Source organism: Vermiculatibacterium agrestimuris, from assembly GCF_943193085.1.
Classification (GTDB): domain Bacteria; phylum Bacillota; class Clostridia; order Oscillospirales; family Oscillospiraceae; genus Vermiculatibacterium; species Vermiculatibacterium agrestimuris.
This window is the reverse complement of sequence record NZ_CALPCU010000003.1, coordinates 36,089-49,826: the sequence shown is the minus strand read 5'-3', so window position 1 is coordinate 49,826 and position 13,738 is coordinate 36,089. Positions and strand designations below refer to the sequence as shown.

Here is a 13,738-nt window from a genome sequence, read left to right as displayed (position 1 = left end):
CCCAGCTGGCCGTAGCTGTTGTTACCCCAAGTCCAGACCGTACCGTCGGCCATGAGGGCCACCGCATGGGCGAAGTCGCCGTCGGCGCTGGAGCCGTATACCACCTTGGGGGCGGCGATCTTCTCGTTGGAGTTGGGTACCTCGGGGATCACCACGACTCGGAGCATACGGGTGGTGTTGGTGGCGTCGTGGCGGATCATCACTGTCACTGTACCAAAAGCGTCGGGCACAGGCGTGAAGGTAACCGTATTGCCGGCGGCGTTATATTCCACGGTGAGAATATCCTCGTTGGAGGAGATGACGGTAAGTCCGCTGTCATTGATGGTGGCACTGTCAATGGCCTCTCTGCCGGTGGCGCGGATCCCCTCAAACTCAGCCAGGTTGAAGCCGGGCGTAAAGTAACGGTTGGGGCCGCTGTTGGCCGTGGTGACCCAGGTCTGGGTCACTCTGTCGGTCAGTCCGTCGTCGTTCACCACTGTCCGGGTGGTGATGATGGTGCCATCCAGCCGGGTCTCTGTAGTGGTGACGTCGCTGCTCTCCGCCGTGCCGCTGGTGGGCTCGGTGACGGAGGTGGTCGGCGGCGCAAGGGGGTCAAGAACCGTTCCCATGCTAAGCATGGTGATCTCCAGCTTCTCGCTCTCCTTGATGCGGATGGGCGTTACGCCAAGTCCGTTGGCGTCGTAGTCCAGATCGGTGGTCTTTCCGCTGCTGTCCTCGATGCGCATATTGGGCAGGACGAGGGAGTTGCTGTCCTCCATACCCACCCGGGTGGGCAGACCGGCAGCACGGTTGTAACTGTCGCCCAGAGTGCCCCGGGAGCCGGTGATGGCGTAATCGCCGGACAGAGCTGCGGCGTCAGAGGTGCCCATGGCCCAAACCGTGCCGTCGGCCCGGTAAATGACGGAGGTGCGGGTGTTCACATCCAGCTCCAGCGCCAGCTCGAAGGGCTCGTCGCCGGTAGCGTCAGAGCGGATGGCGGCGTCGTAATCCCGGTCGTGGTCGATGTAGTTATAGTTGACGCTGTCGCCCTGGGGGATCTCATAGTGGGCGGTAGTGGCGTTCACCGTGGCGGAGGAGAGCTGACCGTTGGTGTTGTCGCCCCAGCCATAGACCTTGCCGTCGGCGTCGCGGCTCATGGAGCTGTTGCCGCCGGCGTAGACCCGGGCCTGGGCCTTGCCGCCATTGACGGTATCCAGATAGTCGGTGAAGTCTACCCGCACGGGCAGGTTGGAGCAGTTCACCGTGGCGTCGCCCAGCTGGCCGTTGTCGTTGAGGCCCCAGCCATAAGCGGTACCGGTGGAATCCAGGGCGATGACATGGTAGTCGCCCACGGCGATGTCCACGATGTCCTGGAGATAGTTGGTACCGTTGTTCTGCTCGCCGGCGCGCACCTGTACCGGGTAGATCCGGTTATAATAGGTGCCGTCGCCCAGTTGACCGGTGGGCCTCTCCTTCACGGTACGGGACACATAGCGAGTCCATCCGCCGTTTTGGCTCACCATCGTACGCTCCACCGTGTCCACGCTGTTGAGACCCCAGGTGTACACCGTTCCGTCGGCCAGAAGGGCCACGGAGAAGTTGTTTCCGGCGGCCAGCTTGGTCACCTTGGCGGTGAGGTTGCCGGTGGACAGTCCGGCGGTATTGAAGGCGCCGGTGGAGTCGCCCAACCGGCCGGTGCCGCCGGGGCCCAGCACCACGGTGGGCGCCGTATGGTAGATATTGTCCATGGTATAGTAGTAACACGTGCCATATCCATGCCAGCCCCTGCTACCGCTCCCGTTGCTGTAGGCGTGGTTCGTCCGGGTGCCGGCAATACCGTCGCCCGCCCGCATGAGGTAGTGCTCCTCAAAGGTTCGGGCCGTACTGGTGGCGTGACTGGCAATGTTGGGCCAGGGGGCTTCGGCATAGTACGAACTTTGGGCGGCATGCCAGATGTCAAAGTTGCTCTTGCCGCTGTAGGTGGTGTAATCGGTCATGGGGCGGTCTATGATCTGAGACTCATAGCCGCCGCTATTGCCCCAGTAGACCACGGAGCCGTCGTTGCGCAGGGCGATGGCAAAGTCCCGGCCGGCGGAGATAGAGGCCACATCGGTCAGCTGGTCGGAGCCGCCCACCCCCAGCACCGCCACGGGGGCGTACTGGTTGGGATCCTCCCGCACATAGTGGGCGCCGTGGCCGGCGGGCATGTCAGACTCGCCCCAGGAATAGACCTGGAGGTATTCGCCGTTGCCCAGCTCGCCGTGGATGTTGAGACCCCAGCTCCACACCCGGCCGCTGGAATCCAGGGCGTAGCTGGCGTCGCCGCCGGCGGCGATGGCCACGATATTGCTCAGCGGCAGGTTGTTGTCGCCGGTCTGGACGCCGCCCACCACCAGCTGCGGTGTGGTAAAGGAGCGCAGGGCGGTAATGCCCTGGGAGTCTTTCACTACGGTAACAGTTTCGCTCCAGTAATGACTGTTGCCAACTGAATACCGGTACAGCTTCAAGCGGCTTTCCATGTTATAACCAATGCCCAGCTGTCCGTAGACGTTGGAGCCCCAGGCCCAGACGGTGCCGTCGGCCCGCAGGGCCAGAGTGTGGTTCTTACCGCTGACCACCATGGGCGTGGCCACCCGCCCGGCCTCGTAAATGGACAGCTGGAGAACACTCTGCGCTACCCGCTGGCCGCTGGCCTTCTCATAGGTGGCGAAGACGATGGCCACGGTGCCGAACTCGTCCAGGCCGGAGGGCTTGACGATCCAGCTGCCGTCGGCAGTGTCCTGCTCCACTACGGCGATGTAGGGATCCATCGACCAGGCTCTGACCTCGTAGGTCATGCCGTTGTCGATGAGCTTCATGCGGTTGTTGACGCTGGTTCCGGGCATCACCAGCCAGCGGCTGAGCTCCAGCCGCAGCTGCTTGTCGCTGGCCAGACGGTGCATCCAGCCCGAGTCGGTAGCCGTTCCGGTGGAGGCGTTGGTGATCCGGGACATGCCGGTGGCGGTGGGGTTGTACGCCGAGCCGTTGATAAGGGAACCGTCGGAGGCCGCAAAGGCGGCGCTGGCCGCGGCGGCGCCCAGGGTCTCTTCCACCGCGTGGTCGGCCCAGACGTAGCTCTGGTACCGGTAGCCGGCGTAAACAGGCTCTGTGGAGTAGGCGTAGGTGTCGGTATACACCCGGCCCGACTGGGTGGGATCATGGGCCGCGGAGTAGTAGTCGGAGGTCTGGGTGTAGACGCCCAGCTCGCCGTAAGTATTGTCGCCCCAGGTGTTGATGAAGGAGCCGAAGTTGACCCCGGCGGTGGAGACGTTATCGAAGCGCATAGCTCCGGCGTGGTCATAGCCGGCGGCGATGGCCCGGATGTTGGACAGATTGCCGGAGGTCTCCGGGGTCTTCATGCCGGTAGTGTTCAGTCCGGTGCCGCCGGAGGCATGGGTGAGGCCGTCGATGGTGTTCACCGCGGTCTCGCCGGCGGAGATCAGATCCGCCAGCGGCTGGTCGGCGGTGTTGCCGCCGCCCTTGCCCAGCTGACCCACGTTGTTCAGGCCCCAGGACAGAACTCGGGCGTCAGCGGTGAGGGCCAGGGAGAACTTGTTGCCTGCGGCCACACGGTTGATGGCCCCGTAGGCCAGATCCTCGCCCAGGTACTGGTTGTTCACTGTGATGACATACTTGGGGGAGACATAGTCGGCCGCGACGGCGCCGCCCTCCAGGGAAAGCTGGCCCAGGGAGTTGTCGCCCCAGCCGTAGACAAACTGCTGCTGCAGGCCGGTGGCGCTTTCGCTGGCGGGAATGGTCTGGACGGCCAGCATGTGACCGTAGCCCACGGAGACATAGCTGTTCTTCTCCAGGTACAGGCCGGAGCTGTTGGTGCTCAGACCCTTATGGACGCGAGCGGGCGTGCCCTGGTTGGTCGTGGTGTCGATACCGATCTGGCCGTGGTCGTTCTGGCCCCAAGCCCAGATGGAACCGTCCAGCAGCAGGGCAGCGGAGCTGTTGCCGCCGGCAGCCACCATAACGACGGTGGACAGATAACCCTCAGCCAGGTAGCCGCGAACCTTCACCGGCTGGGTGCTCTTCACATTGTCGGGGTACTGGCGGGCGCCCAGCTGGCCGTACTGATGGGAGCCCCAGGACCAGATCTCGGTGGTCTCAGACAGCGCCAAGGTGTGGCTGGTGCCTGCGGCCAGGCCCTGGATCTTCTCCAGATAGGGGCTGCGACTAAGCTCGCCGCCGCAGCTGCAGGTGCCGGAGGCGGGAATGCTGTAGTAGACGTTGCCGCAGTCGGCGCAGATGTAGGTCTCCTGGTCGCCGGCCAGAACGGGCACGGCATAGCCCTGGTCGTTCTGGTTGCCGTTGCCCAGCTGGCCGCTTTCGTTGCGGCCCCAAGTCCACACGCGGCCGCTCTGGGTCAAAGCCACCATATGGTACTCACCGGCGGCAATGGTGGTGATCCGGTCAGGCACCATAACGCCCTTGTTCATCACCAGCTGGTCGCCCAGGTAAGTATTGTCGTCGATGCGTACCCGCTGGGGATTCACGGTGGACACGCTTGTTCCGGCGGTGTAGCCGTCGCCGCCGGCGTTATATTCGCTGTAGCCCTGAGCGCCCTGGGTATTGCCCTGGCCCAGCACGCCGTAGCGGTTCATGCCCCAGACCCACACATAGCCTTCCTCATCCAGGATGGCAGTGAAGTCGTGGCCGGTAACCACTGTGGGCACGATCACGTCGCCGCCGCCCTGGTACTTGATGCCCAGGGTGCCGGTATAGACGCCCTCCAGCAGCTCACCGTCGGCATAGGGAGCGGAGAGGAGCGTACCCACCACATGATCGCCGTCCAGATAGGCGGTGCCATTTTTGTAGGCGGAGGAGACGGTGATGGTGGAGATATCCTCCTTGTTGGGCACAGCGGCCTTGATGATGATGCCCTGCTTGTTGCCCGCGCTGGGATAATCGCTCACCGTGGCCACGTCAGTGGCGGAGGACACGCTCGTCCACGCCTCGGTGGTGGTGGGCAGGCTCTTCACTACGGGGTAAAGGGCGAAGCCGCTGTTGTACTCCAGGTGGGTGTTGTCCCGGAAGATGACCACACTGTCGGTGTAGGCCACGTTTATGCTGCTGAGCACCTCATCCTGTGCGAAGACAGGGCTGATGCCGGAGCTGGCCTCCAGGCTGGTGCCCGGCGCCGCGCCGCCGGGCCGCACGCCGTAAGCGGCGGTAATGCCGGAGACACTGGTGCCGTTCATGGTCGCGATCTCGATGTAGTCGAAGACCAGGTTCAGGCTCTCCCGGGCGCCGGACTGGCTGGGCAGATTCACCCGGGTATTGCTCATCACGCCCAACTGACCGGTAATGGTCTCATCGTCTGCGGCGCTGGTGGCGGTGTTGAGGCCCCAGGCCCAGACATAGCCGAACTGGCCGTCGTTGAGCTCAGCGGGATAGTTGGCCACATGGTTGCTGTCATACATGTTGATGGTCAGGGTGTAGTCGCCGCCGGCGGAGATGTCCCGCACCCCTTCCAGATAGACATAGTTGGTGTTGAACTGCTCGTACTCGCCCTTGAGCACACGCTTGGCCACAACGCTGGAGTTGAAGCTGCTGTCGCCCATCTGGCCCAGGGAGCCGTCGCCCCAGGTGTAGGCATAATTGGCGTTGGTACGGGCCAGGCCGTGGTGGCCGCCGGCGGAGATATCCACCAGTGCCTCCCCTTCCATGCCCAACGTGGTCGTCGCAGTGCCGAACAGCTGAATGGTAGTGTTTTGATCCAGCACCTTCACCGGCACGTGAGAGCCGGTTCCGGTAAAGAGACTGCCCAACTGGCCGTAGGTGTTGTCGCCTGCGGCGTAGATGGCGCGATCCCCGTTCCCGTCAATGGTCAGGATCATCGTATATGCCCCGTCTCCGGTGGGCGCTTCGGCATTGTTGCCGCCGGCGGAGACGTCCATGGCATTGTAGAAGAACTCGTTGGTGCCGGTCACGCCCACAGTGGCGGGATTCTCGCCGGAGCGGACAATGTTGGGCACAGAGACATTGTCCTCCTGGGCAGGCACGTCGGGAGAGGTGAGGCTGATGCCCAGCTGGCCTTCCCGGCTCTTGCCCCAGGTCACCACAGTGCCGTCAGCGCGCAGGGCCGCCACATGGTCATCCAGCGCGGAGATCTGCACGATATGGGCAAGCCAGTTGTAAGCGCTGTTGGGATCGTTGGGGCCGGCGGCGATGCCATTGATGACCCGCACCGGAGCGGATACGCCGTAGACCTTGGCGGTAGAGTTGAGCTCATTAAAGAAGCCGTTGCCCAACTGGCCGTACTGGCTGTCGCCCCAGGCGTACACATAGCCGTACTTATCCAGCGCCAGGGAGAAGTCATACCCTGCCGCGATGGCCACGATATCGTGGAGATAATTTTCAGCGTCCGTTCCTGCGGCGCCGGGCGTCTGCGCGCCCAGAACGACCAGGCCCAGCTCGGCAGTCTCATTGGCCGCCACGCTGATATTCGCGCCGTTGCCCACCTGGCCCCGGTCATTGCGGCCCCAGGCGTACACATAGCCGTCTCTGGTCAGGGCCAGGGTGTGGTTGCCGCCCACGGCCACGGAGACGATATTGGTCAGCGCGACAATGCTGTTGCCCTCGGCGTCGATGCCGGAGAGCTGGTCGCCGCTTCTGGCGTTGGTGGCGTCCACCTGCACCGGGAAGAAGCGGTTGGTCTCAGTGCCGTCGCCCAGCTGCTTATAGTCGTTCTTGCCCCAAGTCCAGGCCGTTCCGTCGGGCTTGACCAGCGCCGAGTGGGCGTGGCCCGCCTTCACCTCAGACACAGACTGGGCGGAGCCGTTCTTGTCGCTGTCGATGACGCTCACCGGCATCAGCAGGTGATAGGTATGGCCATTATCCGTATAGGTAAAGCGGATCATGGTGTGGCCAAAGCGATCCACCGCCGTGGCCCGGAAGGTGTAGATCGTGCCGCTGTTGGTCACAGTGATCAGGCTGGGATCCAGAACTTCCACAGTGATATTGGCCGGGTTGATCGCCACCGCTTCATTTTCGGTGTTGAACATCTGCAGACCCAGATACTGCCGCAGATAGATCTTGGAGGTATCGAAGGTGGCGGCCGTACCCACAGTCACCGTGCCCAGGGCGGAGATATCCGTGGTCTCCGCGGAGGGGGTCACCACGCCGCCGGAGATAGTCATGCCGGGATCGTAGACCAGGATGGCCTCCTCCCGCTGACCGGCACGCTCCGGGATCCCGCTGTCGGTGGCGGTACCGTTGCCCAGACCACCTCTGGCGTTGTCGCCCCAGGTGTAGAGGTAGCCGTCGTCAGCCATGACCACCGTGTGCTCGTGGCCCGCGCTGATCCGATATGCAATGTGGTCGTAATTGCTGAAGAAGGTGCCGTGGCTGGGATCGAACAGACCGCTGCTGCTGGCGTCGCTGAAGGAGCTGGCGGTGGCCATGGCCGTGTCGGTCATGGTGACGATGCCCACACCCAGTTCGCCGTTGGCATTGTCGCCCCAGGTATAGATCGTGTTGTGGCCGCCCGCATCCTTCTTGCTCTGCGCCACAGAATGGTCGCCGCCTGCGGCGATGTAGGTGATATTGCTCAGGTTCGCGCCGGTGCTGGCGTCCAGCACCCGCACCGGGGCGGTGGTGTCCACGCCCTTATTGTTGTTGCCCAGCTGGCCGAAGTCGTTGGCACCCCAGGCATACATCTCGCCGTCCCGGTTCAGGGTGACAATGTGCCGTCCGCCGGCAGCGATGGCGATCATGTTCAGCAGGTAGGTGCCGTTGCTGTCCACCAGGGTATCCCGGTTGAACACCTGGACAGGGGCCAGCTTGTTCAGGATGTTTTCGTTGCCCAGCTGGCCGTTGGAGCCAACGCCCCAGGTGTAAACGCTGCCGTTGGAACGCACCACGGCGCCGAAGTCGTCGCCGGCGGTGATGCCCATGACATTGTTCATGTAGCCGCCGCCCTTGTAGCCTCTCAGCCGCACCGGGTAATTCTTGCTGGAACCGGTGTTGTCGCCCATCTGGCCGGAGGTGTTGCGGCCCCAAGTGGCCACATAACCGTTTTCGAACATGGCAATGGAGGTATAGTCCATTGCCGCCACCTGGATCACGCCGTCCAGAGTAGCCGAGGTCTGGTTGAGACCCGTCACCAGGGCGGGCATGGAGCGGTTGGCGTTGGTCAGGTCGCCCAGCTGGCCGTCCTCATTGCGGCCCCAAGCATAGACCCGGCTGCTCTCGGTCACCGCCAGGCCATGGTAACCGCCTGCCGCAATATAGGTGACCTTCTCCGTCTCGGGGATCATGACCTGAACCGGCGAGATCCGCGCACGGTTGATCGTGGTATTTGTCCTGTTGGCCGGGGTGTCGAAGCCGTCTCCGGTACCCAACTGGCCATAGGTGTTGTCACCCCAGGCCCAAACGGTACCGTCGCTCTTCAGCGCCAGGGTAAAGCCACGGCCGGCGGCGGTCATAGGCGCGACCTTGTCGGAGTCCTCGGGCACGATGACCAGCAGGGCGCCGGAGTAGCGGTAACCGTCGGTGGAATCCACCCAGAAGGTAATGACAGTACGGCCGAAGCCCGTGGGCTCCACAATGATCTGATTTGTATCGGTACTGCTCCGGTAGACCTTAGCCACGGTATCGTCCGCGCTGATGAAGGAGATCGGGTGCTTGGTCACGTCCTTGTGCTCAGTGTCGCTGAAGAGGTTGTAGCCCTTGTAGAAGACCTCTTCCATGTTGCCCGCGCTCTCATCCATGATATAGGTGTCCGAGACGCTGACGCCGTTGATCCCCAGGTGGAGCGTCACCTCCAGCGGCGGCTCGGGATTCTTGCCCCGCTCGTAGGTCTGCGCCAGGACGCCATTCTTGAAGAGCCAGGACTTCACAGGCTCCAGGGCGCGGTACTGCTGGAAGCCGGTCTGCACCGGGGAGTTCTTCTCCACTACCTCGAAGTCGCCCAGTTCGCCCTTGGTATTGTCGCCCCAAGAGTAGACATAGCCTTCGTCGTTGACCACCATGTTATGGTCATAGCCCGCCTGGATGGCCCGGATGCCTTCCAGCTGCTTGGCCAGAGAGCCGTCGGCCAGCTTGAAGGCATTGTCGCCGGCCTTCACCTGAACAGGCGTGATATAGTCGGCCTGCTTGCTGGCAGGCGTCAAGACGCCTTCCTTGTCATTGCCGTCATAGATACCCAGCTGGCCTCTGGAGTTGTCGCCCCAGGCCCAGACCTTGCCGTCCTCGGTGAGGAGCAGGGAGTGCATCCCGCCGGCGGAGACATGGGCGATCTTCTGGATCTGCGCCGCGCTGCCCAGGTCGGTGTTGTTCACCACACCGGCCACCGTGTTGGGACTGTTGCTGGCGCTGTCGCGTCCCAACTGGCTGTCCGTGTTCACGCCCCAAGACCAGACGCTCTGGTTGGTGCGCAGGGCGTTGGTGGCGTCCACCTCGCCCTGGAGGGCCAGGACATGATCCACGCCCAGGTCAAACTCCACGATCTGCTTGAGCACGTCGGTCAGGCCGACGGCGCAGGAGTCGTTATAGGTGCCCCGGCTGATGGAGGCCGGGTTGGGGAAGCGCTTGGACAGGGTGGTGCCGTCGCCGATCTGTCCGCTGGCGTTGTCGCCCCAAACGAACACGATACCGTCGGAGCGCAGGGCGCCGCTCAGGTCGCCCACAGCGGAGACCGCGATAATGTTGTTCAGATGTCCCCTGTCGCCCACGCTGCCGCCAATGCAGGTGTACCGCGGCATGGTGTGGTAAGCCACTGTCCGGACGTCATAGTCGCCACCCTGGCCCATGCTGCCGTTGCCCCAGGTCAGTACGCTGCCATCCTGAAGCAGCGCGATGGAGTGGTTGTCGCCCACGGCAATGTCCACCACGCCGGTGAGATAGCGCACAGCGCCGGTCGTATAGTCGCTCATATAGTGCCGGACGTTGTTCACCTCATCGTAGGTGTACCAGAAGGGGCTGTCTCCGGCCAGCACCCGGATGGGCACGCTGGAGTTGTTGGTAGAACCGTCACCCAGCTGGCCGTAGCCGTTGTAGCCCCAGGCAAACAGATCGCCATAGGCCGACAGAGCCAGCACATGATAGTTGCCGCTGGCGCTCTTGCTCACTGCCATATCCACAATAGCGTCGTTATAGCTATTGGTGATGTCGCCCAGCATACCGTGGCCGTTGATACCGGCGATCTGGGTGGGCGTATCGTAATAGCCGTTGAGGCCGCCGCCGTCTACCACATTTGCGCTGGAGGTATAGGTTATGGTGGCCGCGGGGAAGTAACCCTGGATCTGGGCCTCCATGCTATCCAGGCTTCGATCCATGCTGACGCTCACCACCGTGCCGGGGAAGGCGGTGGCGTTGGCATAGCCGTTGCCGATATCCGCGGCCTTCCAGGTCACATTGGTGATGTTGGCATTAGAGAATGTATTGTCGGCAATGGCCAGCATGTTCTCATTGATAGAGATACTGGTCATCACACCGCTCATGGAGCCGGCGGGGTCGTCCATAATGGCCACCACAGGCATGGAACTATAGCCGTTCAAAGCTGTCGCCGCAGTGCTGCTCAGCACCAGGGCGTAGTCGGAACGGTTCAGCGTCTCAGGCAGATCGATGCTGCCCAGAGTCTGACCCACCGGGCCGAGGCCGGTGATGATGGGCAGGCCGGGGTAGCCGTTATTGGCGGCATACGTGGCCAGAACATCCCAGAAGTCGCCAGCAGCCGTCGAATTGGCGGTCATTGTGGCCACATCGAAGTAGTTCCAAGTGAAAGCGGAGGCGGAGGTGTGCGCGGAAGAACCGGTGGGATCCACGCCCAGGAAGTTATTGGCGCTCTCGCCCCAGCCCCAGACAGTGCCGTTTTGCTGGATGGCGTAAGCGATATCCCGGCCGGCAAAGATGGCGGCATTGGTCACAATGGGATCCAGGTCGGTGTTCAGGCCCTCATTGAAGACCGTCACCCGGAAGGAGCCCCAGTACCCGGTGACCTTATCCACCGCATAGATGGTGGCGGTACCCCAGCGTCCGGTGGTAGGCTCGGTCGCAATAGCGGGCGTGATGGTCACCGTGCCCTGGCCATTGTTATCACTCACCTTCAAGATGCTCTCGTCGGAGGAGTACCAGGTCAGGTTAGCGGACTGATCCGCCAGGGTCTTGCGAACCACGCCCATCGCGTCCACCGTCTCACCGGTCGTCACCATGCTGTGCAGGAGATTGGTGCCGGGATAGACCTCCTCCTCCACCTTGGTGGCGTCGATGGTCAGTTTCTGACCAGAGGTCATCTCCACCACAACAGGCAAATCGCCTGTAAAGGTTTGTGCCTTGCCACGTGTGCCGTTTGCGGGGTTGTTGATCGCCGCAGCGTCTGTGCTGCTGGTGGCAGTCAGCGCGCCGGTGGTGATCTGGAGCAGGTTGCCCGGACGGGCGCCCACATAGACGGGAGACTCTACCGTGCTGCCGTAGCGGTACACAGTGCGGTTATCCGCGCCGCCCTCGCTGTTGCTCAAGGTGCTGCCGTCATTGGTGGAAACATTGCCCACTTCACCATAGTCATTGCGGCCCCAGCTGTACAGATAGCCATCCCCACTCATGACCGTGGTGGTGTAGTCGCCCGAAGCCAGCAGAACGATGTTGTTCATCGCGCCGTTGGCGTCGGCGCTGGGGGACTGGCCTTGGAGGGCAGGATAGGCGGCCATATCGATCCCCTGATCGTTCTGCGGTCTGCCCTGGTAAAGTCCGTCGCCCCGCTCGCCGTAGACATAGCTGCCCCAGCTCCACACGGTGCCGTCGCTCCTCAGGGCATGGTCGGTGTTCAGGTTGGAGGAGATGGATACCACATCCGTCAGCACGTTGCCGGCGGCGTCCACTACAAATTCAGGTTTGGTGTAGCTCTGATACACATCAGCGCTGTAATAGTTTCTCTCGAAGATATACCAGTAATTGTAGAGCCAGTATCTGCCCCACATCTTCACAGTGCCGTCCATCATCAAGGCCACACCGTGCTCTTTGCCGGCAGAGACCTCAATGGCCTTCATCACGCCGCCGTTATCCTCCAAGTACACAGGCGCGTAACGGTTCAGCGTGTCCTTGTTGTCCGTGAGTTTGCCGTTTCCAAAGGTGTCCACATCCAGACCCAGCTGGTAGACGTTGTTGCGGCCCCAGCCCATAACGGAGCCGTCGCTGCGGATGGCCAGGCTGAAGCTGGCGCCCGCGGCGATATCCACCACGTGATCCAGATACTTGTAGTTCTCAGAAGCGGCCTCGCCGCCCACCACACGGGCGGGAACGCCGACATAGTAGCTGCTCTGCGCTTCGGAATAGGCAGTGGGCTCATCCTGGCCCAGCTGGCCGTAATCGTCCATGCCCCAGCTCCAAACCGTGCCCTCGCTGTCCAGCGCCAGGATATGATCCTGGCCGGCGGCGATGTCCACGATGAAGGGATGGGTCGGCGTAGCGTGGTCTTCCAGATAAGAGTTGACAAAGTTGGCCCGCACCGGCACATTGCTCTGCACAATGCCGATGGCATAGCCCCAGACCCAGACGTTTCCGTCCGCATCCAGTGCCGCGCTGAAGTTGGTGCCGGCCGCGATGGCCACGATGTTCTCCAGATAGCTGCTCTCCACCAAAGTGGTAGCTCCGGTGCAGTCCGGGCAGTTGGCGGCAGCGATAGCGCTGTCGTGCACTGCGCCGCAGCTGGTGCAGCGGTAGACCTGCTGCTCGCCCGCCGCCACCGGCGCGGGATAAGAGTGGTCGCTCTGGCTGCCATTGCCCAGCTGGCCCACATTGTTCAGGCCCCAGGCGTACACGCCGCCGTCGCTCTTCAGTGCCAGGTTGTGCTGGGCGCCGCCCACGATAGCCGGCGCGGCCACGTCAGCCTCATACCGCTGAACGTTGTTTGCCGGGTCGGCGATCCGGGCCACAGAGATATTCAGAATGAGCAGATAGACCTTACCATTGGGATCGGTGTATCCAACGGACACATTGGTGCGGCCTGTCTTGCCCGCGTTAGGCGTAAAGATCAGCTCCGTGCCGCTGGTGTTCCAGCTGAGCAGCGCACCGTTATCCTGGGCGTGGATGCTCAACTGGCTTACATCGGTCAGGCCGGCCACTGTGCCGTTGTCATCGTTGCGGTCATAGAGCTCGAAACCTCTCAAGTAACGGTCATGCAAGTCAGAAAGCTTTACAGTCACCGTCTGATCGGCCCAGATGCGGATGATCTCCTCACCGTTGACATACTGCACGGTAGCGGCGGTATCGGTATAGATGTAGTCGGCCGCCATCAGGTTCATCGCGTGGGCGTTGACCTGGACGGGATAGATATAGTTGCGGTTCTCGGCGTCGCCGATCTGCCAGGCGGTGCCCAGGCCGAAGCTCCAGACAGTGCCGTCGGCTTTCAGCGCCAGGCTGTGCTCATAGCCGCCCGCCACACTGCGCACATTATTGATGAAATCAGTGGTGGAAACGCTGAGGCCCTTGGCCACCTTGACAGGCGTGGTACGCGGATCCTCCGCCTCCACATCCACAAAGCTCTCATTCGTGATGCCCAGCTCGCCGTTATCGTTGCCGCCCCAGGCATACAGGTCGCCGCCGCTGGTGATGGCGTAGCTGTGATCTGTGCCGGCGGCAATGCCGACGATGACCTCTTCCCCGGACTGGGTACCGGTGCTGCCCAGCACGCCGTTGGGCGCGCCGCCCGCGCCAGTGTCCGCAGTGCCCTGGACACGGGGACGGGCGTCCGGTTGACCGTCAGGTTCTGGGT

General features: G+C 62.6%; 1 protein-coding gene (only partly in view). It reads right to left on the bottom strand.

Annotation, left to right across the window (positions count from 1 at the left end; translation table 11 throughout):
- On the bottom strand, positions 1 to 13,655 hold the beginning of the coding sequence (locus tag NFR87_RS01990; RefSeq protein ID WP_251445600.1) for an RCC1 domain-containing protein. Its footprint begins 56,920 nt before the window's first position; the window shows 13,655 of its 70,575 coding nt (coding positions 1-13,655); its start codon is at positions 13,653 to 13,655; its stop codon lies off the left edge, out of view.
- Between the last annotated feature and the right edge of the window lie 83 nt (positions 13,656 to 13,738).